The organism is Paenibacillus sp. MT86, assembly GCF_058792535.1.
The window spans coordinates 1,912,667-1,935,107 of record NZ_CM179499.1 but is presented as its reverse complement, the minus strand read 5'-3'; the positions used below and the strand labels follow the sequence as shown (position 1 = coordinate 1,935,107).

19 protein-coding genes are annotated in these 22,441 nt (G+C 51.0%); 6 read left to right on the top strand and 13 right to left on the bottom strand.

The features are described 5' to 3' along the window. Nucleotides 1-120: 120 nt before the first annotated feature. The 8 genes from AC3RCL_RS08350 to AC3RCL_RS08315 all read right to left on the bottom strand — a co-directional run bounded on the left by AC3RCL_RS08350 (nucleotide 121) and on the right by AC3RCL_RS08315 (nucleotide 11,934). Nucleotides 121-1,653 carry an extracellular solute-binding protein gene (locus AC3RCL_RS08350; RefSeq protein WP_096772987.1) on the bottom strand — a complete coding sequence of 511 codons (1,533 nt, stop codon included), beginning with the start codon at nucleotides 1,651-1,653 and terminating at the stop codon, nucleotides 121-123. A gap of 288 nt (nucleotides 1,654-1,941) precedes the next feature. Beyond that, a complete protein-coding gene (locus AC3RCL_RS08345; protein WP_492535163.1) occupies nucleotides 1,942-2,859 on the bottom strand; it encodes a carbohydrate ABC transporter permease in 918 nt (305 codons plus the stop codon). Nucleotides 2,860-2,875: 16 nt separating this feature from the next. Beyond that, entirely contained in the window at nucleotides 2,876-3,844 is a 969-nt protein-coding gene (locus tag AC3RCL_RS08340; protein WP_050802821.1) for an ABC transporter permease, read from the bottom strand. Between the two features lie 1,771 nt (nucleotides 3,845-5,615). Beyond that, nucleotides 5,616-7,226 (bottom strand): response regulator transcription factor, encoded by a 1,611-nt coding sequence (locus AC3RCL_RS08335; RefSeq protein ID WP_213577345.1) that lies wholly within the window; start codon nucleotides 7,224-7,226, stop codon nucleotides 5,616-5,618. A 26-nt stretch (nucleotides 7,227-7,252) separates the two neighbouring features. Further along, nucleotides 7,253-9,103: a sensor histidine kinase gene (locus tag AC3RCL_RS08330; RefSeq protein ID WP_492535160.1), complete on the bottom strand. Its 1,851-nt coding sequence runs from the start codon at nucleotides 9,101-9,103 to the stop codon at nucleotides 7,253-7,255. Next, complete coding sequence (locus AC3RCL_RS08325; RefSeq protein ID WP_492535158.1) at nucleotides 9,085-10,644, bottom strand: extracellular solute-binding protein; 1,560 nt, start codon at nucleotides 10,642-10,644, stop codon at nucleotides 9,085-9,087. Before AC3RCL_RS08325 ends, AC3RCL_RS08330 begins: the two co-directional genes overlap by 19 nt. Nucleotides 10,645-10,825: 181 nt before the next feature. Then, entirely contained in the window at nucleotides 10,826-11,257 is a 432-nt protein-coding gene (locus tag AC3RCL_RS08320) for a zinc ribbon domain-containing protein (RefSeq protein WP_452519784.1), read from the bottom strand. Nucleotides 11,258-11,304: 47 nt separating this feature from the next. Further along, complete coding sequence (locus AC3RCL_RS08315; RefSeq protein ID WP_452519782.1) at nucleotides 11,305-11,934, bottom strand: stalk domain-containing protein; 630 nt, start codon at nucleotides 11,932-11,934, stop codon at nucleotides 11,305-11,307. Nucleotides 11,935-12,151: 217 nt separating this feature from the next. Between AC3RCL_RS08315 and AC3RCL_RS08310 the strand changes: the two genes are divergently transcribed. The 5 genes from AC3RCL_RS08310 to AC3RCL_RS08290 all read left to right on the top strand — a co-directional run bounded on the left by AC3RCL_RS08310 (nucleotide 12,152) and on the right by AC3RCL_RS08290 (nucleotide 15,693). Then, the gene (locus tag AC3RCL_RS08310; RefSeq protein ID WP_492535156.1) at nucleotides 12,152-12,343 is read left to right on the top strand and encodes a hypothetical protein; all 192 of its coding nucleotides are present in this window, start codon (nucleotides 12,152-12,154) and stop codon (nucleotides 12,341-12,343) included. A 141-nt stretch (nucleotides 12,344-12,484) separates the two neighbouring features. Further along, entirely contained in the window at nucleotides 12,485-12,829 is a 345-nt protein-coding gene (locus AC3RCL_RS08305) for a hypothetical protein (RefSeq protein ID WP_015734106.1), read from the top strand. A 237-nt stretch (nucleotides 12,830-13,066) separates the two neighbouring features. Beyond that, nucleotides 13,067-13,558 (top strand): cation:proton antiporter regulatory subunit, encoded by a 492-nt coding sequence (locus AC3RCL_RS08300; RefSeq protein WP_009591954.1) that lies wholly within the window; start codon nucleotides 13,067-13,069, stop codon nucleotides 13,556-13,558. 3 nt (nucleotides 13,559-13,561) lie between these two features. Then, entirely contained in the window at nucleotides 13,562-14,806 is a 1,245-nt protein-coding gene (locus AC3RCL_RS08295) for a cation:proton antiporter (RefSeq protein ID WP_096772978.1), read from the top strand. Nucleotides 14,807-14,823: 17 nt separating this feature from the next. Then, a complete protein-coding gene (locus AC3RCL_RS08290; protein ID WP_096772977.1) occupies nucleotides 14,824-15,693 on the top strand; it encodes a YitT family protein in 870 nt (289 codons plus the stop codon). Between the two features lie 181 nt (nucleotides 15,694-15,874). On the opposite strand, the gene AC3RCL_RS08285 is transcribed toward AC3RCL_RS08290, so the two are convergent. The 5 genes from AC3RCL_RS08285 to arfA all read right to left on the bottom strand — a co-directional run bounded on the left by AC3RCL_RS08285 (nucleotide 15,875) and on the right by arfA (nucleotide 20,988). Continuing rightward, entirely contained in the window at nucleotides 15,875-16,090 is a 216-nt protein-coding gene (locus tag AC3RCL_RS08285) for a DUF2905 domain-containing protein (protein ID WP_009591958.1), read from the bottom strand. A gap of 100 nt (nucleotides 16,091-16,190) precedes the next feature. Continuing rightward, nucleotides 16,191-17,024, bottom strand: coding sequence for a carbohydrate ABC transporter permease (locus AC3RCL_RS08280; RefSeq protein WP_492535155.1), 834 nt, complete (start codon nucleotides 17,022-17,024; stop codon nucleotides 16,191-16,193). A 2-nt stretch (nucleotides 17,025-17,026) separates the two neighbouring features. Further along, the gene (locus AC3RCL_RS08275) at nucleotides 17,027-17,920 is read right to left on the bottom strand and encodes a carbohydrate ABC transporter permease (protein ID WP_036666213.1); all 894 of its coding nucleotides are present in this window, start codon (nucleotides 17,918-17,920) and stop codon (nucleotides 17,027-17,029) included. Between the two features lie 78 nt (nucleotides 17,921-17,998). Next, nucleotides 17,999-19,327, bottom strand: a complete 1,329-nt coding sequence (locus tag AC3RCL_RS08270; protein WP_492535153.1) for an ABC transporter substrate-binding protein — start codon at nucleotides 19,325-19,327, stop codon at nucleotides 17,999-18,001. 161 nt (nucleotides 19,328-19,488) lie between these two features. Further along, a complete protein-coding gene (gene arfA, locus AC3RCL_RS08265; protein WP_492536299.1) occupies nucleotides 19,489-20,988 on the bottom strand; it encodes an arabinosylfuranosidase ArfA in 1,500 nt (499 codons plus the stop codon). Between the two features lie 409 nt (nucleotides 20,989-21,397). On the opposite strand from arfA, the gene AC3RCL_RS08260 reads away from it, so the two are divergent. Further along, the gene (locus AC3RCL_RS08260; protein WP_009590874.1) at nucleotides 21,398-22,315 is read left to right on the top strand and encodes an ArsR/SmtB family transcription factor; all 918 of its coding nucleotides are present in this window, start codon (nucleotides 21,398-21,400) and stop codon (nucleotides 22,313-22,315) included. Nucleotides 22,316-22,441: the final 126 nt, after the last annotated feature.

The window sequence follows — 22,441 nt, the reverse complement described above, 5'->3', positions numbered from 1 at the left end:
GAATACCACCCTTCTTTTATTCAGAATGAACGATCACGTGAATATAAATTCAACAGTCACCCCCTTTACTAATTTTGAAAAAGCAGCTGCTTGCGCAGACTGCTTTTTCGTTTAGGTCATTTACTTCGTGGATTGAAACCATTCATTGGCTGCGGTCACCATATCAGCTCCACCTTCGGCTCTCCATTGAGCCAGGAATTGATCGTAAGCATCAATCGGCTTCGCTCCGGAAATGAATTGCAGCACATTGTCATCGAGCATGGTCGTCAATTTCAGCAGGTTTTTGGATACGGCTTCAATCGGCGGTGCCGTTGACATCGGATCCACAACGATGATGCCTTCGGCATTCTTCTGGAAGGCTTCGAAATGCGCTTGCAGAATCGGATCTTTACGTACGCGTGCCTGCCAGTAGATCGGGTATTTCTCTTCGTCTACCCCTGTCAGGAAGCTGCTTGCATTACTCAATTCATCATTGAAAATCGGCAGAATCGGATAGTATTTTTCGTCTTTCACTTCATAGTGGACGCCTTCTTTACCCAGTGCGATGCCTTTGAAGGTCTCCGGCTCCATCTTCGCGTTCAGGAACTCCATGGCGGCTTCCTTGTTCTTCGAGGATTTCAGGATGGCTACATACCAAGTGGTGTTCGCTTTCGCTCCGACCACGGCTTTGCCGTCCTTGCCTTTCAGATAAGGAATGATGGACGTTTTGGCATCCGGGAAGTTTTTCTCCAGTGCGGCAATCGTCGTGCCTGCGTTCCACCATGCCAGCTTATACATCGCCGCATTGCCGCCCGAGAATTTCTCGATGGACTTTTGCGCGGTATTGATCGGCGTTTCGGTGTCCAGCAGACCCTCTTTGTACAGTTTGTTCATAAAGGTGATGTATTCTTTCATTTCCGGCTGCTCGGCACGATGCACCAGCTTGCCGTCAACCTCTTTCCAATCGGTCAAAATGCCGAATGTCGTTGCGATGTCGCCATACAGGGAGTCCTTGCTCATGGTGAGCGGAATGACTTTTTTCTTCTCTTTGATCGTTTTGAGCACATTGTACAGCTCATCGGCGGTCGTAGGCGTGGCCAGCCCTAACTCATCCATCCAATCCTGTCTGACCACAAGCTCCTCCCCGATGCTTACGCCGGCTCCGGTTTCAGGAATGCCGAAAATCTTGCCGTCGATCGTTGCACTGCCGAAGGATTCCTGTTTAATGGACTGCTTAATATAGTTGCCGTGGGATTCCAACAGCTCATCGATCGGCTCGAGCGCACCCGCTGAGGCCAGATTGTAGAACTGGGCCGCATTCAATTTCACCAGATCATAGTTATCTTTGCTGGACACGAGCAGGTTCAGCTTCTCGTCCGCGTTCTCGGCCGGCAGCAGCTCGTATTCCACGTTGAACCCGGTTCTTTCTTGGATGTACTTGGCCACGTATTCGGTCTTCGGATCAAACAATCCATATTGCATGATCATGCGCAGCCCTGGTTTTTCAGCCGTTGTATCTTTGTTCCCGTCGTCTTTCGGGGTGCTTGCCGGTGTGTCCGATGGCTGAGCCGCCGGCGTGTTCGTCGTGCCGCCTCCCCCGCCGCCGCAGCCGGACAGCGCCAGCGTGAATCCGAGAATCCCGGCTAGTACCGCGGATTTTTTAATCTTGATCATGGATAACCCTCCTTGTGATTGAGAAATTCAATGAATTCTGCCAGCTGAGCAATACGAAGCGCATCACCACCTTTAAGATCCCCCCACAAAGTGGGGCCTTGCTCCGAAGTCCATTCAGGTTCTTTGCGGGGACCCCGGAAATTATAACTTCTATAATGTTAAGAAAAACGTCTATCGACGTACTCTCAAAGAAGACAGACCGCGTTTAGCGGTGGTTTTTCTTGCGATACCAGGCTGCAGATCCTCCAAAGTTTATACTTTCTGATATCTTCAGAAAATCTGATGACCCTAACCTTTAACCGAACCCACCAGCACGCCTTTGACAAAATACTTTTGCAGGAACGGATACACCAGCAAAATCGGGATCGTTGCCAGCAGGATCGACGAAGCTTGTATGGACTGCGGCGTTGCGTTGATCGCGGCGTCGACATTGTCCTTCAGGAAATCCCCGCTGGACGAAACCAGCAGTTCCTTCAGGTACAGCTGCATCGGTTTGATCGCCGGATCGGTAATGTAGATCATCGCTGCAAAATAGTCGTTCCAGAAAGCAACCGCAAAGAACAATCCGATCGTTGCCATGACGGGGAGCGAGAGCGGCACGATGACCGAAACCAAAATGCGGATGTTCCCCGCGCCGTCCAGCTTGGCGGATTCCTCCAGCTCATCCGGAAGACCCTCGAAATAGTTTTTGATGATCAGCATGTTGTACACGTTCACCATCGCCGGCAGGAATAACACCGGGAAGGAGTTCACCAGATTCAAATTCTGCATGAGCAGGTAAGTCGGAATCAGTCCGCCGCTGAAGAGCATCGTGAATACGAAGATCAACAGAAGGCCTTTCCGTCCGCGCAGCCGGTATTTGGACAACGGATAAGCCGTCAGCGTGGTCAAAAACAAGCTGCAAGCCGTTCCGATGATCGTCAGTAAGATGGACACCTTGAGCGAATTCAAGAACATGGAATCCTGCAGCACGTACTTGTACGTTTCGAATTGAACCCCGACCGGGAGAAGCCCAACCTGACCCGATATGACGGCTCCCTCGCTGCTCAGGGATTTCGCGATCAGGTTCATGAAAGGCAGCAGGGTCGTTAAACCCATCACGATGAAGAACGTATAATTAAATACCGAGAAGCATTTTTCCGAGAACGACGTTTTGATGACACCTCGGGTGGTGTTTGTTCCTTCCAAAGCTTTTTTGTGATCCATTTGTGCCACCCTTTCTTTACCAGATCCCGCGCTGTAAGTATTTTCTGCTCATGGCATTGCCGAGAATGACCAACGTGAACGATATCACCGCTTCGAACAAGCCGACCGCGGTCGAGAAGCTGTAGTCCTGGTTCCCTAAGCCTTGCCTGTAAACATAGGTGCCAATGACATCCGACACCTGGTACACCACCGGGTTGTACATGACCAGAATCTGCTCGGTCCCCGCTTCCAGCACATTCCCCAGCCGCAGGATAAACATCAGGACAATGATTGGAGCAATCCCCGGCAGCGTGATATGCCACAACTGCTTCCAGCGTCCGGCGCCGTCAATCTTCGCCGCTTCATACAGCATCGGATCGATCATTGTAAACGCTGCCAAATATACGATGGTGCTCCAGCCCGTTTCCTTCCAGCCCGCCGACGTGATCAGCACGCTCCGGAACACGCTGTTATCCAGGAAGAACGCAATCTGCTCCATGCCCAGAGACACCAGCAATTTGTTGACGATTCCTCCATTCGTCGAGAGCAAATCGATAAACAATCCGCCAACGATGACCCAGGACAGGAAATGCGGAAGATAGATGACGGTTTGCACCGTGCGTTTAAATACCATATGCCTCAGCTCATTGAGCATCAGTGCGATAATGATAGGGAGCGGAAACAAGATCACGATTTTCAGGAAGCTGATGATGACCGTATTTTTGAATACCTGAGCAAAATCCGGCGACGTGAACAGCTTCTCGAAATGCTTCCATCCTACCCACGGGCTGTCGGCAAATCCGGTGAAGATGTTGAAATCCTTAAATGCGATCGTGATCCCGTACATCGGCGTGTACTTGAACAGTAAAATGAACAAAATGCCCGGCACGAGCAGCAGATAAAGATCCCACTCTTTCCATATATCGGACCCTAAACGGCCCCAATACCCTCGTTTTGGCTTCATCTCTCTATGCGGTGCGGGCGATGGTTCTAGCGTGGGTTTCATCGACTCGTCTCCCCCTTTCTATTGATTCAATCTCCTTGGTTACTACAAATTGTAATTCCCTGCGCAGGGACTGAGTAGGCGAGGATCATTACTATTTATGGTAATATGATGTTGTGTTGGGGCACGGACGTCAGTAATTATGCCATGGGGCTGCGGTGGGTGTTTCATGGGATGTTAACTTGTGACGATCGGCGAACCGTTGCCAACGAAAATTCATAACTGGAGTTCAAGCATTTGCTATTTGAACCCCTACGAGCCTTTAAACCCACATCAAAAAAAGAGGATTGTTCATCACTCCGCATGCGGATTGTTCTTCCGATCCCTGTTACCCCCGGATTTCTTCCGAATGGATAGATAATGTTGAAATCCGGTGATAAAGGGGACCGCTGCCGCTTCTCCAGAACAATTCCGCCTGCTCCGTTGAAGCCGTTTCAATCATGGCGTTGGCATTCGAAATACGGCAATGCCGTGCTTCGTCGCCAAGCGAGGCCTCCTCTGCTCTGCGCCGAGCTTGGCCTCCCTAGCCTCAACCATTCTGCGCGGGTGATTACTTCCGCCCTGCCGATGGTTGGGGCTGGGGGTAAACGCAAACGAGCCGTTCGGGATGTATGCCCCGAACGGCTCGTTTGCTTGGTTTATGTAACTGCGCACGCTCTGCTGCGCTGCGTTTTGCCCCCTCCCCCATCCTAATAGGGGGAGGATGGGAGGACCCTCGCGGACCAGCGGAGAGGGCGAATCGATTCCGGAAAAGCGTTAGCGCTCGCCCGAAAGTTTTCCAACGGAAAACTCGCATCGAAAGCATTGACTGGAGCCGAATTTCTTCCTCTGCAACATTCATTCAGGAAATTTGGCGACAACAGCGATTGGAGGAACGATACGACCGCGCAGCGGGCTTCCACTTCCCTCCCTTCACCCAAACTCAAGGGGGAAGACGTTCTTGCGATAGACCTCACGTGAACCAGCGGAGCGGACGAATCGATTCCGGAAAAGCGGAGCGGTCGCCTTTGGAGCCGAATTTCTTCCTCTGTCATCATCATTCCAGGAAATTTGGCGACAACAGCGATTGGAGGAACGATACGACCGCGCAGCGGGCTTCCACATCTCTCCCTTCCCCGACCAATTGGGAGAGGATATGGAGGGGGTTGCCCCACATGAACCAGCGGAGTGGACGAATCGATTCCGAAAAGCGAAGCGGGCGCCCGAAAGTTTTCCAACGGAAAACTCGCATCGAAAGCATTGACTGGAGCCGAATTTCTTCCTCTGCAACATTCATTCCAGGAAATTTGGCGACAACAGCGTTTGGAGGAACGATACGGCCGCGCAGCGGGCTTCCACTTCCCTCCCTTCACCCAAACTCAAGGGGGAAGACGTTCTTGCGATAGACCTCACGTGAACCAGCGGAGCGGACGAATCGATTCCGGAAAAGCGGAGCGGTCGCCTTTGGAGCCGAATTTCTTCCTCTGTCATCATCATTCCAGGAAATTTGGCGACAACAGCGATTGGAGGAACGATACTGCCGCGCAGCGGGCTTCCACTTCCCTCCCTTCACCCAAACTCAAGGGGGAAGACGTTCTTGCGATAGACCTTACATGAACCAGCGGAGTGGACCAATCGATTCCGAAAAGCGAAGCGGGCGCCTTTGGAGCCGAATTTCTTCCGCTGTCTTCATCATTCCAGGAAATTCGGCGACAACAGCGATTGGAGGAACGATACGGCCGCGCAGCGGGCTTTCAGATGTGTGCAGCAGTGCCGTACGGCCTCTCCCATATCCTTATCCCTTGAACTCCCCCGGGTTCACGCCCCAATACTTCCGAAACACCTTGGTGAAATAACTGACATCGCGGTACCCGACCAGCCGGGCTGCGTCGTATACCTTGAGACCGTCCTGCAGCAGCGACTTGGCCCGCTCCATTTTGCGTTCCAGCACATATGCGGAGAAGACGACCCCCATTTCCTGCTTGAACAGCCGGCTGAGGTAGGAAGAATTCACGTAAAGCCGGTCCGCTACCGTGTGCAGCGTAATTTCCTGGTCCATCTCCTCCTCGAGCAGGTTCAGAATGTCCTTTACCACCTGATTGCTTGTCGTTTTCCGCTGTTCGCCCATAAACGTGATGATATGCTTCACCGTTCGCTCCAGGAGCGACCAGGTTTGCATTTTGGTGCTCAGCAGCTTGACGTTGTGGAAATATTCGATATCGTCGCCGACGACTCTTTTAACCGTCCAGCCCTGCTTCTGGATCATGCGGGTAAAGAAGCTGTTCATGTAAAGCACCGCCTCCTGGAATTCGTCCGAGGATTCGGACCTCGAGAAGGCTTCCTCCCATAATCCCTTCAGCGCCTCCAGCGCCTTCGTTTCATCCGCCGTTTCCAGCGCGATCTCCAGCGTCTTCTCCAGGTTCTGCTGCACGATCACGCCCTGAATATCCCGCTGAAGCTGCTCCCGGTAAGGAATCGCGAGGTCGTGTCCATACACGACGCGCTCCTGAAGCGCCCGGCAAGCCTGCGCATACAAGAGGCTCATCTCCTCGATCGTCCCGATGGATGCACAAATGCCGGCGCTGGCCGTTATCTTCAGCACCTCCCTCGTTTGGGAGAGGAGCTTGGATACGTCCGCATTCAGCCGCAGCATGGCTTCCTTGGCATCCTGGCTTTCCTCCAGGATCAGGACCATCAGGAGCATATTGCCTGAATCCGACGTGATCCAGAGCGATGGATGGGACAGCAGCTCCTTGGCCAGGCACTGCATCGTAAACTGCAGCAGCTCGACATCCCCCCGCTGAAAGCGGGTCTCGCTCTCCGGCAAGGGGTCCAGATCCACCACGGCGACGGCGAAACGGTCGTTCTCCTTCAATGAAATATATAATTCCCTGCCCTTGGTAAGGACGTCCTGTTTCGTATATTTGCCGCTGACCCATTGGATAAAAAAGAGATTTTGCAAATGCGGCAGATTGTCCTTCCATTTCTGCTCCAAAGCCGCCTTGCGCTGCCACTGCTCCAAGTCCTCCCGCAGCTGCTGCCTCGCTTCAAGCACCGCTTCGAGAATGTCTTCCTCGCCGGCGGGCTTCAATAAATATTTGGACACCCCGTATTCCAGCGCCAGCTGCGCAAATTCGAAGTTGTCATGTCCGCTCAGGATGATCATTTTCGTCAATCGGCTGATGTCCTGCCGGCTTCGCAGCTCGCCGAGGAGCGTCAGCCCGTCCATTTCAGGCATCTGCACATCGATCAGCATAATATCGGGTTTTTTTCGGCCAACCAGCTCAAGGGCCTCGATGCCGTTGGACGCCATGCCTACAACTTCAATCCCATGCTTGTCCCATGGGATATTGTAAGCCAGTGCGTTGCGCAGCCGGGGTTCATCTTCCACGATCATGAGATTCATTCGGTTTGTTCCCCTTTCGAGCATCTCTATATAAGTGTCTGCTTCAGGTTAAATTCCTTGCAGCGATCCAGCGGGATGGAAATCGTGACGGTGGTGCCTTCCCCTGCCACGCTGTGTACCGTCAGATCCGCTTCTCTGCCATAATACAGCTTCATTCGGCCAAGCACGTTCCGAAGACCGAACAGATCCTTCACATGCTCTTCATCCTGGGAAGACGCGGGCACGCTGCGCGAACCCATCATCTCCAGCTCATGCTGGATGTAGCGCAGCCGTTCTTCGCTGATCCCGGGCCCGTTATCCTGTACGCTGATAACCATCGTATGCCCTTTTTCAATCCGGCTGGAGATGACCAGGTTCCCTCCGGAGGATTTGCCCTCCATGCCGTGAATGATGGCATTTTCCACCAAAGGCTGAAGCAGGAGCTTGAGAATCGGAACCCCCTTGCTCTCTTCCGAAATTTGATAATCCACGGTGAAATTGTCCATGAAACGAAGCTGCTGGATTCGTAGATAGTAGTGCAGGTGGGTAATGCTCTCCTCAATCGTAAACACCTGCCTGCCCTTGTTCAGGCTCAACCGGAAAAACTTCGACAGGTTCATCACCATCTCGCTGATCTCATCCGCATCGTAGTTTTTGGCCGTCCAATAAATCGAATCGAGGGTGTTATACAGAAAATGCGGATTGATCTGGGATTGCAGGAACTTCAGCTCCGTTGTCGTCAATCGCAGCTGCTGCTCGTAATGATCCTCGATCAGATGCTTCTGCACGACGGCCATTTTGTTAAACGACTGGATGAGAAAACCGAATTCGTCCTTCCGCTTGGTGTCGACATGAATGTTCAGCTCTCCGCTGCTGAGCCGCTTCATCCCGCGCGACAATTTCAAAACAGGCGAGGCAATCCCGCTGTACACCACCCATGAAATGATAATGGCCAGCAGGATGCTCAGCCCGATGATCGCAACCGTGAACAGGCGCAGCTGATCGGTCTCTTCGTACAGCTCGCTTTTCGGCTGAACCAACGCGAGGCGCCATGCGGAGTAATCCGAGTCAATCGCTACGGTCATATCCTTGTCGGAAATGTTATCCTCGTACATTCTGCCGGTCTCCACCACCACTTCTCCCTTTTCGTTCAATAGGGCGATACGGCTATTTTCAGAGGGTAGCAGCGTCTTGATGATATTTAACAGCTTGCTCTTGTTAAAGGACACCACAAGGAGATTCGACTGCCGCTCGCTGTTGTACAGGTCCATGGCCCGAATTAAGGAGACGCTGTCCGTATTCGTCATCTTGCCAAACGTAATGCCCTCCGCCACTGGGGATTCCGACATGACGTAGGAAATCCCCGTCCCGTTCCTCCGGGCAGCTTCGACCAGCCATTCTTGCTGCGTCTCGCCCGTCAGCTCTTTGACGCCGTAATTGGTAGAGATAATCCTATTGGACGCCTGATGATACACCGAAATTTGGGATACGAACCGGTTCACCGAAACGGAATTCAATAATTGTTCCAATATATCGGAGAAATCCACGATCGATTGAGGGGAGAAGTTCGTGCTGTTTTTGTTCAGCAGCTCATTCATTCCAGGGTCGCTTGCAATCAGGGTCGATATCTCCTCCACGTTTTGCAGCGCCAGATCAAAATGGTTCATCGCCGACGAAAGCGCCATCTCTGTCCGCTCGACCGCCTGTTCGTAGAGAATATCCCGGGACCGTTCAACTGCGAAGAGGCTGATAATGACCAACGGCAGCAGGATCAGCAGAAAATAACCGGTCAAACGGGCTTGAATGTTCTGCGAAAACCGATCCCGGATCCAGCGAAACAAGTCGATCACTCGGTCCCCCGCGCTCTTGGCTGCCAGCATTATTGTTTGGAGTACCATTCATTCACTTCCTTCGTGATTTCATCTCCCCCTTCTTCCTTCCAGGTCTTCACATAGTCGTCGAATGCGTCCAGCGGCTCAAGCCCCATGATGATTTTCGTGAACACATCCTCCAGATTTTTAAGCTTCGTGTTGTATTTCGTCATCCCGGGGGTAGGAACTCCGTAGAATGCATTCGGAATAATATGCTGATTGATCAGCTGCAGATTGTTGTACAGATTGAAGTCCCCGAGCGAATCAAGCCGTTCCTTGAACAGCAATTGATCCGGCACGTCGACAAGGGACTGGTAAATGCCGCGGTATAAATGCTTGTCGTGCAGCGCGAAGTCCGTAACGATCGCCCCGTCCTCCCAGCGCCAGATTTCGTTCTCGAAGCCGAGTTTAAGCGTCTTGTAGTCGCTGGCAACGAAGTCCAGAAACCGGATCACTTCGGCAGCCTTCTCCGATTCGGCCGGTATGACGTTATAACCTCGTATGATGTCCTTCCCTTCAACGCCTTTAAATCCGTCCGGTCCCGTCGGATACGGAAGCGGCATCCATTCGGCCTCGGGGTCCTTGCTCATATTGGCCGCAATCGGTCCGCGCGTATCGTACCAAGCCGCGGAGAACAGGCCGACCGTGCCGTTTTCTATTTTTTCGAACAGATTGTTTTGCAGGTTTAAAGGAAATTCCCGATCGAGCAGATTCTCCTGATACAGCTTGTTAAAAAAGGCGAGGGCTTCCTTCGTTTCCGGCAGAATGCTTCCGTTCACCAGCTGCCCGTCCCGTTCAAACCACGTATTTCGCTGCGTGCCGAAAGCGCCGAAAAACGGCGAGGACCTTCCCAGGCTCGAGGTCAAGGTTAAACCGATCGTATCCTGGACGCCATTGCCGTCAGGATCATCCAGGGTGAAGGCACGAATGACTTCGTAATATTCCTCCAGCGTTTCGGGCGGCTGTAAGCCGAGCCGATCGAGCCAGTCCTTCCGGACATACATCAATTCGGCTCCAGTCACCTCATTCAAGCTCGGAACCGCATAGATTTTACCGCCGTATCGGACCCGATCCCAGACCTCCGGCGGAATTTTTTCTTTCAGGTGGGGGCCGTACTCGTCGATTAATTCATCCAGCGGCATAAATGCCTTCTGCTTGACGTAATTGTCGAACCACACCGGCTCGTACGTATGGAGCATATCCGGCAAATTGCCTGAGGACATAATGACGTCGAGCTTCTCGTTGTATACCTCGGGCGGAGGAAGATTGACTCCGATCTCGAGCCCCGTACGCTCTTCGATGTAATTCAGGTACGGATTGTCATTCTCGTCCATTCCTGCAGGGAACGTCATCCCCAGACTGGAAATGACGATGTTGATGGATGCGCCCTTGGGGAGGTTCTCCGGCGGATTCTCCTCCTCCGAAGACCCCGGGCCGTTGCACCCGGCAGCAAAGAGCATCAAAATTACGCATACGGGAAGCAATAGAACGTTACCTTTAAGCAGCCTTGACACCCCTCGATCCCCATGTTGACTAAATTCATCATTACAGGCCTTGTTCTTCGGCATATGTCCTCACTCCCTCCAGCTAGTAAGCTAATATTACTATATAACGATGATGTCGTGAGTAAGATCACCTTAATAATCATTCTCCTAATCAAGCGCTGCTTCCTTCACCCCGGACAAAAAGAAAAAGCCGACCCTGGTCATTCCCGAACCAGGGTACGGCTATTCATGAAGCAAACAGCTTCTATTTCGGCTCCTCTTGGTCGCCGCCATCCTCCAGCAGCGGAACCTCTTTGCGCTGCTCTTCCGTTTGAACTTGAATCACTTCGAACGTACGGCCGCAGTGGGCGCAAAATTTGGCATTCACGGCTGAACTGTTCCCGCACCCCCGGCATATTTTTTCATCCGTAAGGTTGGCAATCTGGAGCAGATTTTGCTCGATTTCGAAATTCAATTGATGAATCTTGGCCACGTAGCTTTGGATGCTCTCCTGATCAGGCGGCCACTTCCCTGCTTCGGTTGAAGCGAATACAACCTTGCCGATTTCCAGGAGCTGTTCGTCGATATCGCTTTTTTTGCCGTTGTTCTGCAGCTTTAAGCGATTGATCTCCACCAGCGTTTTCGCTTTGTTTCCGGCGTCCGATACACCGGCTTTAAATTTATCAAAAAAACTCAAAGCAAACTCTTCCCCTCTCTGTTCGCAAAATGGAACCCGTGTTTATTTTATTCCTTAAACGATATTCTCAGAATTTTATCATGCTCGGTATAGTTCACGCCAGCGCCCAGCCCCCGTGCGAACACCTGAATGGGAACATACGTCACGCCGTCCATCACTTTGGGAGCGACCGCAACGGTTTCCGATTTGCCATTATAGAAAACGGTTTTGCTTCCGATCGTGAGCGTGATTTTATGATTGCCTCTCTGCACGCCGATGCTGGCCGCATCGCGATTCCAGTTGACCTTAGCCCCCATGCCCTCGGCAATTTCCCTCAGCGGCACCAGATTGATGTTGTTATACACCAATGGCTCGCTATCAAATTTTACCACGCTGCCGTTGACGTAAACTTTAAGGCCGGACTTAGCATAAGCAGGAGCCGCGGGCTTCGGCGCTGCAGGCTTAGCCGTGCTCTTTTGCGATGATTTCGACTTAGGCGCGGATGGGGACGACTTGCTTCCGGAAGAGCTCCCGCCGCCGTTATGATAATGATACTCGCCATATGACAGACCCCAGCGTTCGCAATTGGTTCGGCAGGTATGCCCTCCGTTGGCATCCGTTCGTCCCGGATGCGCAGATACGATAGAGCCGGATACAAGCAATAAAGCAAGGGTGCAGCCTATCCATTTTTTCTTCATGCCTAAATAACCCCCTGGTATAATATTCCTCTACTATTCTAGCATATTCTTATATAGCTGATTGATATATAGGGTTACATTATATAGAAGGTGAATTGTTATGAATTGTTACCAGGCCGACGTTCCTGCATTGTTTCACTTTCATCTCCCGCGTTTATTCGTTACATATAAAAGATCCTTTTGTGCCACAATATTGCCAGAAAGGAATGAGAGCCCAATGAGCAAACAGAAACCTGAATTTGACGATCAATTTCCCGGCGTGGACCCGATTCCCGAGCCCGACCGGCCGGATCAGGCCGCAACCGATAAACTCGACGATCTTGTCCTCGGCGTTTTGGAAGACAAGGATCAAGCGAAAGCCGATATCGGGCCCGATACGGAAAACTATGATAAGCTTCGCAAAAAATAGAAGAAGCATCGCTTCTATATAATGTAAAAAATTGAATCGATCTGTAAAAGTGTTCGAAAATAATTTATCGTTCTCATTTTGAGAACGATTATTTTTATGTTATGATTAACATAGAAGCTTGGGACGAAGGGGGGAGTAACCGTGAACTGTTTCTTAAAAACGGCAAGAATTGCATGGATGCTGGTGCTTGTTCTGGTTACGGCATTTGCCCTATACATTCCCGTCCAGGAGTATTACAGCAACGAAACCCAAGATGAGCGGTATGTTTACAAGCATGACCATCATCTGAAAGCGGCTGTTCTGAAACACTCTCAAATTCTCTCCAAACTTAAGGCAGCCGGCAATACCATAGCGCTGTTCTTATTGATGTCGGCCATTGTGATGCAGCAGGCTCCCAAAACACGTCTGCCCTATCGGCCGATTATTCCGCTTCGACTCCGGCTTTTAGTATTATTCCCCATTAAATACACATCGAAGTTCGTATAGTCCTCCACACTTTTTCGCATTCCAACTGACTGCGGTTTCTTAAATTTTCCAATTTTTCTTTTCCCATGCAACAACATAAACAGCCTGTGCGGATTGACCTGTGCATTAGGGTTTATTAAAGACTGTGCAATTTCATCGTGAATGGATTGTTTTATTTGGCTGCGTGTATTTTTGATATCCGTGTGATCGGTGTGCAAAACAACTAAAAAGTGTATTTTCTTAGGAGGACTCTAATCTATGCATGTTCGCGAAACAGATTTGCCTGGAATCGGTAAGAAATTCGTAATTGATACCCGCGGTGGCGATAAACTGGTCATCATCATTCATGACGACGGCCGCCGTGAAATGTATCATTATGAATACGACGATCCGGACGAAAGCATCTCCATGATTTCCCTGGACGATGACGAGGCCCGTCAAATTGCGGCCATCGTCGGCGGTCTCACGTATAAACCGAAGGCGCTCGAAACGATCGACATGGCGCTGGATGAATTGATCATCGAGTGGTACCGCATCGAGCCCCACTATTACGGGGCAGGTAAATCGATTGGCGATCTGGGCGTACGCCAAGCCTCAGGCGCAACCATCATTGCAAGAGTTGACAAAAACAGCAAACAAATCAATCCCGGGCCTGACGTTATCATTACACCGGATTCGACGCTCGTCGTCGTAGGTGAACGTCAACAACAGCGGCTATTTAAACAAATCTTGATGAACGGACGTGGTTGATGAATGGATCATTTGGTTTTAGAAGTAGGATTGGCGATTGCCTTGATCGCCCTGGCGGGGTTGCTATCAGCTAAACTCCGGTTTTCCGTCGTCCCTTTCTATATTCTGGTGGGGATGGCGGTTGGGCCTCATGCTTTTCATTTTGGATCTTTCGATTTTCGTTTTATAGAAAGTGCTCCGCTCATCGACTTTATGGGGCGGATCGGCGTACTCTTCCTTCTGTTCTATCTCGGACTCGAGTTCTCGGTCGGACGATTGATCAAATCGGGCAAGTCCATCGTTGTAGGTGGCAGCATCTACATTGCCATTAACTTTACGCTTGGACTGATGATCGGGATCTTTGCCGGATTTCCCTTGGCGGAGACGCTCATTGTCGCAGGCATAACGACCATCTCCTCGAGCGCTATCGTAGCCAAGGTGCTGGTCGACTTGAGAAGAACGGCGAATCCGGAGACCGAGATGATCCTCGGGATCATCATGTTTGAGGACGTATTCCTCGCTGTATATATCTCGATTCTTTCCGGGCTCGTATTGAGCGGCTCCTCGTCGCTGGGCGGCGTCCTGATATCTGCCGTGATCGCTCTTGGATTTATGCTGCTAGTCATTATTATCGGGCGTAAAGCCGTACCGCTTCTGAATAAAGCATTGAATATACGGTCTAACGAATTGTTTGCCTTGGTCGTATTCGGCGCGTTGTTCCTGCTCGCAGGATTCGCTGAAACGATTCATGTTGCCGAGGCCATCGGCGCGCTGCTCGTCGGGCTTGTTCTGGCCGAGACCGAGCATCGTGAACGCATTGAGCATTTGATATTACCATTCCGCGATTTCTTTGGAGCCATATTCTTCTTTAGCTTCGGTTTAACGATAGTACCGTCCGAGCTTGGCGGAGCTGTGTGGTTATCGCTGATCGCCGTGATCATCACGCTTCTTGGCAACTTCATTGCAGGCATGCTTGCCGGCCGCAGCGCCGGATTGTCTTCGAAAGCATCCTCCAATATCGGTCTGACGATTGTATCCCGCGGGGAGTTTTCCATCATTCTCGCCAATATGGGGAAAGCCGGCGGGCTTGCAACCTTCATTCAACCGTTCGCGGCCCTGTATGTACTGATACTCGCCATACTCGGACCGCTGCTGACCAAGGAGTCCAAGCACGTCTATAACTTCTTGAACAAAATATTTAAATTTAAAGATCATAAGGAGAAGAAACCGGTTAAACCGAAGCTAAAGGATGAAAGTGCCAGCGGATAAAGGAGGGTACATTGCCTATGGTTCAAGCCCCGGTTCGGACAACGAACGGTGCACAAGAGGCCGCAAGCAAGGCAAGTACACGAAGAAGACTGAGCATGGCTGCCATCGGAGGCCTGATCGCAGCGTTCGGTTTGGATTTATTTCTTGTTCCTAGCGGAATCATCGCGGGCGGCGTAACGGGAATCTCTGCGCTCGCTTCGCATCTGACGGGACTTCATACGGGCATGTTTTTGTTTGCATTAAATCTGCCCTTGCTTCTGTTGGCTTATCGCCGGTCGAACCGGGAAAAAGCCGTCATCGCAACCGTCGGGCTGCTTACGTTTTCCGTATGCTCGATCCTGTTCTTTCCGATCCCCGCTCTCATCGACAGCAAGATCGGGAGCGCAGGCATCGGCGGCATTTTCCTCGGTCTCGGCATCGGCATCGGCCTTCGTTACGGCGTCGTCCTGGATACGCTCCAGATGCCGAAGATCCCCCAGCAGCTATCGCAGCTGCTGACCCGGCTGAAGCTGCCCTACGTCCATATCATGATCAATCTGTTGGTACTGACTTTGGCGGGGCTCCTCCTCGGCTGGGAACGGGCGATGTATTCCGCCATCGCGTGCCTGATGGCACTGGAGACGGGGCGCGTTACGACTTCAAGCCTTCCTCTTAAACGGGAGGTACGGATTCTAAGCATCAGCGAAGCGGAAATCCGGCACACCATGAAAGCCATCATGGGATATGATCCCCTATCGGCACATGCCAAGGGTGAAGGCGCGAACCACGGTGACGCCGCTCATTCGCAGCAGCTGGTCTACCGGGTTCACATTCTGGAAATGCCCAGGTTCAAATCCATCGTGTTTAGCCTGGATCCGAATGCCGAAATCACCATCATCCAAAAATAAAACGGCTGTTCCACGTAAACAGGCCGGTTAAGGGTTTCCCCTAACCGGCCTGTTTTTTTAGATATCAGAAAGTATAAACTCCGAAGCTTAGGCCTTCCTGATATCGCAAGAAAAACATCCCCTAACCGCGGTCTGTCTTCTGAGAAAGTACGTCGATGACGTTTTTCTTATGAAATCCCGACTACTTGCGAAACTGCTGGATCAGAAACAGAATCAACGAACCCACCACGCTGATGACGAGGCAGGTTACGATCGGAAAATAAATTTTGACATTGGGCTTATCCACGACGATGTCGCCCGGCAGCCGGCCGACGAATCGGCCGATGACGGGCCACAACAGCCCGATCACGATCAGAGCGCCGCCAATCCATAGTAGAGCCTTTGTTACAGGATGCACGATATGTCACCTCATTCATCAGAATACGCAGGTTTCCTTGTATCATAATGGATTTGAGGTGCCGACAGCAAGGGCAGGACCGGTCATACCGACAGAACGATCAGCCTTTCACCGCCCCCGCCGTCATCCCGTCAATGAAATATTTCTGGAAGGCCATGAACAAGATGAAAATCGGGATGATCGAGAAAAAGGAGCCGACAATCAATAAATCATAGTTGTTCCCGTAAGGAGTCAACAGCGTCTTCAACCCGATCGGAAGCGTGTACTTGCGATCATCGCTGAGCACCATGAACGGCCATAGGAAATTGTTCCAGCTGTTCATGCCGTTCAGAATCGCCATGGCTGCAAAGGACGGCTTCATCACGGGCAGGATCAACCGAACATAGATCCCGTATTCGCTGGCCCCGTCGACCCGACCTGCCGCAATCATTTCTTTTGGAACCCCTCTTAAATACTGCCTGAAGAAGAAAATCGTGGCCGCGCTTGCGATCCCCGGCAGCACAATCGCCGAGTACGTATTCATGAGGCCCAGATTGTACGTCAGGGAGTATAACGGAAGAAGAAGAATTTCAAAAGGAACCATCATAATCAAAAGCACGCAGATAAACAAGAAGTTCTTGCCGATGAAATCATAGGCTGCAAACCCATAGGCAACGGTTGCGCTGACCAGCAGGGTTAATGTAACCTGCACCACCGTGAGGAGCAAGGAGTTAAAAAACCACATGAAGTAGGAGTGATCGCCCGTAAACAGGTAGGCGAAATTGTCCAGGCTCATCACCGACAGATCAAATTTCAAATTCAGGCCATACCGGATCAAATCCTCGCCGGGTTTGAAGGAAGCGATGGTGACGGCATAAAAAGGCACCAGGATCAGAAAGCACAGTATGGAGAACAAGATCAAGAGGATTATTTTGACCAGCGCTTCTCTTCTCATCCTCAATCCTCCTTCTTGAACATGCCGGAGAGCTTCAGCTGCGTCAGGTTAATGATCATGGTGATTGCCAGCAGCACGATCCCTACAGCGGCGGCATAACCCAAATTGTTCTTCTCGATGCCTTGACGGTACAGGTAACCGACGATCGTGAGGCCGATATTCTTCGGAGAGTTGTTGCCGTTCCAGAGCATCATGCTTTCGATAAACATGGCAAGCCCCGCATAAATGCTGATCGTTAACACATAAATCGTGGTCGGCTTCAACAAAGGCATCGTGATTTTGGTAAACTTCTGGAAGGCCGAGGCACCGTCGATGGATGCCGCCTCGTAATATTCACCCGGAATGTTCTTGAGTCCCGATAAAAAATATAGCATATTGACCCCCGTCCACCGCCAAGTGGCGAGAGCCACCAGCGCGATAAAGCCGGTGACCTGTCCCTTCAGAAACTTCACCGGATCGATCCCGAACCACCCCAGGATGCTGTTGATCAGGGATCCTTCCATCTCGCCGAACATGAGCCGGAAGATGGTGCCTGCCACAACGACCGACGTCAGTGCAGGGAAGAAAAAAGACGACTTGAAGAACTCCCTTCCCCACATGAACTTGTTGTTGATCAGCACCGCGAACAGCATCGGAAACGGAATCAGGATTAGGAGCGTCAACACCATGTAAATCGCGCTGTTCGTGACTGCCTTCAAAAAGACGCCGTCCCCCATCAGCTTCCCGTAATTAGCCAAGCCGACCCAATCCGCTTCCTGCCCCAGCTGCGTTTTCTGAAAGCTCATGCTGAATGAGCTGCCGAGCGGAAACACCCAGAATACGAGGAATACCAGAATAAACGGCAGGACAAACACGTAAGGAGCAACCTTTTGAGAGTACAGAAATTTTTTAATCATGATTCGACTCCTTTGAATGAGAGCCGCTCACCGACGATCCATGAGCAGCTCTTCGTTTTTGTACCGTATAAGCGAACGTTATTTCAATTCCTGTTCGATTTGCTTCTGGGCGTCATTCAGGGCTTCGGTAATGTCCTTGCCGTCCTCAAAAATCTCGTTGAAGGTGGTTGTGCACAGGACGTTGTTGATGGTGGGCGATGCGGAGGTCGATTTGATTAAACGGATTTCATCCCGGATCTCATTCAGGACATCGAACGGGTTATTGACGAAATATTTCACGAACTGATTCTCGGCATTGTGCGTAACATCCTTCATATCCCAGACGTCCATATTGACCGGATCGAATCCAAGCGTGTTCCAAATTTCTTTATTGGCATCCAGGGACAGTTTGGCGAAGGCCAGAAAATCTTTTGCCAGCTGCACGTCTTTTGCCGTCTTGGTCACGACCGTGCCGGTTCCGCCGCCGCCAACCGACCGGGGCATTCCTTCTTCGATGACCGGAATCGGCGCGATGGCTATTTTTCCCGACAAATCGGACATGTAATTGGTATATCTGGACATTTGCCATAACGGCATGAAAGCCGTGGCATAATTTCCTGCATTAAACTCGCCGTAGGCCTCTTCGGTGTCAGGCTGACCGCCGGCGATGGTCGCGATGACATTGCTGTCCTGCAGATCCTTGAGCAGCGTCATGGCCTTCACCATCGGCTCCGAATTCACGATCGGATTGCCGGAATCGTCCGTCAGATCCGCGCCTTGCTGAGCGAGCAGCATGGAAGCTTGCCAAGCCGCGCTTGTATCGGCCGTCCCCATATACTTGCCGGTTTTTTCATACACCTGGATACCGGCCTGCTTGAAATCCTCCCAAGTCACGATATCCTGATAATTGACCCCGGCCTCCTCCAAAATCTCGGTATTATAGAAAGCGACGGAAGCTCCGACATGGGTCGGGATGCCGTAATTCACATCCTCCTTGCTGTAAAGGTCGATACGGGATTTCACGATGGTATCCCGGTATGGATCAATGACGTCGTTGAGCGGTTCAAGCTGCGGCGTGCCGGCAAGGAAATCCGGAAATTTCCCAAGCTCGATATCCGCAATGTCGGGGGCACCCGTCCCCGATTGAACCGCGATGGATAATTTGTTATGCATGTCGTCATAAGGCATGACCGTTACGTTCAGCTTGATCTGGCGATCGGGGTTCTCCGTGTTCCATTTGCCCAGCATTTTCTCGAAGTGCTGGCCGTGCAGCTCAACAAACGTCCAATACGACAGCTCCGTAGCGCTTTCTCCCGCCCCCCCGTCCAGGACCGAGGTTTCGCCGCCGGCATTGTTCGATTTGCCGCATCCCCACAGGAAGAGCGCCATACATAACACCATGAATACAATCATCCATCTTTTCATCATCTTACTGGACCTCCCTTAATTTTCGTTCATACAAACCTACACTTCGAACATCGGTACTTCTGCTATTCCTCAGAAATAAAGCGCTTTCATATTGTGTGTAATTTGATATGAGTGTTTGGGAGACGGGGCAGCCCACATCGAGGACCGCCCCCTTGCTGTTATTAGGCTTTTTTCAAGCGGATGACGTTCCATGATGCCTTGGCAAGCCTTGCGTTAACCATACCGTTATCGAGTTTCGCGCCCCCCTGATGATGAGGCTTTACTTTTTCCTCGGATGCGGTGTTCACCGCTTTCAGATCCTCATGCTCCAGCACGATATGTTCCAGCAGCCGGTAACCTTCAAAACTGCGAACATCGCACTCGAGCTCCAAGGCTTCCTCCAGATGGCGGTTCACGGCAAAAATCGTAATTTCTTCATCCTCTTCGTTATGAACGACCGCGCTGTCCAGATAAGGAACGTCGGTAAAGTCCTTGGAATCGTATTTCGGCGAGTCGACGATCGGCAGCAGGGATACGCCCCGGCCAAATTTGGAAGCATGAAGATACGGATAAAAGATCGTCTGTTTCCAAGAACGTCCCCCGTTCTCGGTCATGATCGGAGCGATCACGTTCACGAGCTGTGCCAGGCAAGCCATCTTGACCCGGTCCGCATGGCGCAGGAACGTGATCAGCATGCTGCCCACAAGAATCGCATCCTCGAAGTTGTACACATCCTCCAGCTGAGGGGGGGCGATGCTCCATGGATCAATCTGCCTGTCGGCGTCATTGGAATGATACCAGACATTCCACTCATCGAAGCTCAGATACATCGTCTTTTTGCTGCGTTTCTTGGCCTTGATATAATCGCAGGTGGATTTCACTGTATGAATAAAGTGATCCATATCGAGCGTAAGCGCCAGGTAATTGGCCGTATCGTTATTACGGTTGCCGTAATATTGATGCAGGGATATGTAATCGGCCGCCTCATACGTATGATCCAGCGTTACGGCTTCCCATTCAGGGAATGTCGGCATGCCCGTGCTCGAGCTTCCGCAGGAAACCAGCTCGATGGTCGGGTCGACGAGCCGCATGGCTTTTGCCGTCTCGAGCGCGAGCCGGCCGTACTCTTCGGACGTTTTGTGTCCGATCTGCCAAGGTCCGTCCATCTCGTTGCCGAGGCACCAGGTCTTGATCTTGTGCGGCTGTTCATAACCATGGCGGCGGCGTAGATCGCTCCAATACGTGCCTCCCGGATGGTTGGTGTATTCCAGCAAGTTTCTGGCGGCATCGATCCCCCGCGTCCCCAGGTTCACGGCCATCATGACATCCGAGCCCACTTCCTTGGCCCAGGATATAAACTCATTCGTGCCGACATCGTTCGGCTCCAGCGTTCTCCAAGCCAGCTCCAGCCGTTTTGGCCGTTCGGCAACAGGCCCCACGCCATCTTCCCAGTTATACCCCGAAACGAAATTCCCGCCGGGATACCTGATAATCGGGACGTCCAGCTCCTTGATCAATTCCTTTACGTCATTCCGAAAACCGTCCGCATCCGCGGTTTCATGGCCTGGCTCGTAAATCCCGCCATATACTGCGCGGCCTAGGTGTTCAATGAATGAACCATAAATGCGGTTATCAACTTGCGCGATCCGAAACGACTTATCCACGATCATTCGTGCTTTCATGTTCTCAGCTGCCAAGTTCTTCACCTTCCGTTTGATATAATTGTAAAACAATTCAAATAAAATTAAATGAATTCGTTTTCAGATCTAAAATATCATATGGTGGGGTCTCTGTAAATATACAAATATAAAATGATTTATATAAATAAAAAATAAACTTTCATGATGATAAAAACCAGCGCAATTTCTGTCGAGAATAGCCGAAATCACTTGTTTTTCGCAATCCTAATTTAATATAATCCTCAAATAAAAGCGTTTTCCGCATCGATTTTATTGTTTCACGCACAAGTTTTCTGAAGATTTTGAACGCATCTTTATTTCACGCTCATATTGATTTATAATTATTTGAAATAAACGTTTGCAAACATCCCATCCTTATAAATCCCTTAATCGGAAGAAGGTTTGAAATAAGATGATCTACATTAAAGATTTAATGAGCGGACTGGATATCTTCAAAGCGCTCAGCTCCGAGATCCGCATTCAAATTTTGGAGCTGCTGGCCAAGAATCAAAGCCTGAACCTGAATGATCTCGCAAACAGGCTGAACCTCAGCAATGGCGCCATTACCATGCATATCAAGAAGCTGGAGGAAAGCGGCTTGATCGAAATCCATACCACGGGCGGGAAGCATGGCATCCAGAAGATCTGCTATCTGAATAAAGACACCTTGATGGTCGATTTGCGAAGCAAGGATATTAATAATCTGTACGAGGTGGAAATTCGGGTCGGCCATTACAGCGACTACCAAGCCATCCCGACCTGCGGACTTGCGACCAAGGACAGCATCATCGGAGATTTCGACGATCCGCGCTATTTCGCCGATCCGGAGCGCATCAATTCGGAGATTATTTGGCTGACCGAAGGTTTCCTGGAATATCGGATCCCGAATTATTTGAAATCCAACCAATCGTTCCGCGAGATCCAATTCTCCTTGGAGCTGGGGTCTGAAGCACCGGGACATTGCGATAATTACCCGTCGGATATTTTCTTTTACGTCAATGGGATCGAAATCGGCAGCTGGACAAGTCCGGGGGATTTCGGGGACAAACGCGGTACCTTCAACCCTGAATGGTGGCCTCCCCACTTGAACCAATACGGCATGCTGAAGCTCATCCGAATTAATAAAGAAGGCAGCTTTATCGACGGGTGCCGCATTTCGGATGTCGGTTTGGACCAAATACAGCTCGATTACAAGAGCGAGCTTACCTTCAGGATTGCCGTTAACGAGCAGTCGGTGAATAAACGCGGCTTAACCATTTACGGCAAGCATTTCGGCAACTACAGTCAAGATCTGTTGGCCCGCGTGCTGTATGATGTGAAGGAAGGATAAGGGAACGACGCAAAAAAGGCCTCTCTATGATCATTCGATCATGAAGAGGCCTTTTTTAGCAAAACGGAATACCTTCTATAACCTTATCAGCAAGCCCATTCTTTAAGGCGGCGGACGGACATGGCC

Coding starts and splice junctions, on each gene's coding strand:
- AC3RCL_RS08350 (WP_096772987.1), bottom strand. CDS start 1,653: ATGATCAAGATTAAAAAATCCGCGGTACTAGCCGGGATTCTCGGATTC.
- AC3RCL_RS08345 (WP_492535163.1), bottom strand. CDS start 2,859: ATGGATCACAAAAAAGCTTTGGAAGGAACAAACACCACCCGAGGTGTC.
- AC3RCL_RS08340 (WP_050802821.1), bottom strand. CDS start 3,844: ATGAAACCCACGCTAGAACCATCGCCCGCACCGCATAGAGAGATGAAG.
- AC3RCL_RS08335 (WP_213577345.1), bottom strand. CDS start 7,226: ATGAATCTCATGATCGTGGAAGATGAACCCCGGCTGCGCAACGCACTG.
- AC3RCL_RS08330 (WP_492535160.1), bottom strand. CDS start 9,103: ATGGTACTCCAAACAATAATGCTGGCAGCCAAGAGCGCGGGGGACCGA.
- AC3RCL_RS08325 (WP_492535158.1), bottom strand. CDS start 10,644: ATGCCGAAGAACAAGGCCTGTAATGATGAATTTAGTCAACATGGGGAT.
- AC3RCL_RS08315 (WP_452519782.1), bottom strand. CDS start 11,934: ATGAAGAAAAAATGGATAGGCTGCACCCTTGCTTTATTGCTTGTATCC.
- AC3RCL_RS08310 (WP_492535156.1), top strand. CDS start 12,152: ATGAGCAAACAGAAACCTGAATTTGACGATCAATTTCCCGGCGTGGAC.
- AC3RCL_RS08300 (WP_009591954.1), top strand. CDS start 13,067: ATGCATGTTCGCGAAACAGATTTGCCTGGAATCGGTAAGAAATTCGTA.
- AC3RCL_RS08295 (WP_096772978.1), top strand. CDS start 13,562: ATGGATCATTTGGTTTTAGAAGTAGGATTGGCGATTGCCTTGATCGCC.
- AC3RCL_RS08290 (WP_096772977.1), top strand. CDS start 14,824: ATGGTTCAAGCCCCGGTTCGGACAACGAACGGTGCACAAGAGGCCGCA.
- AC3RCL_RS08280 (WP_492535155.1), bottom strand. CDS start 17,024: ATGAGAAGAGAAGCGCTGGTCAAAATAATCCTCTTGATCTTGTTCTCC.
- AC3RCL_RS08275 (WP_036666213.1), bottom strand. CDS start 17,920: ATGATTAAAAAATTTCTGTACTCTCAAAAGGTTGCTCCTTACGTGTTT.
- AC3RCL_RS08270 (WP_492535153.1), bottom strand. CDS start 19,327: ATGATGAAAAGATGGATGATTGTATTCATGGTGTTATGTATGGCGCTC.
- arfA (WP_492536299.1), bottom strand. CDS start 20,988: ATGAAAGCACGAATGATCGTGGATAAGTCGTTTCGGATCGCGCAAGTT.
- AC3RCL_RS08260 (WP_009590874.1), top strand. CDS start 21,398: ATGATCTACATTAAAGATTTAATGAGCGGACTGGATATCTTCAAAGCG.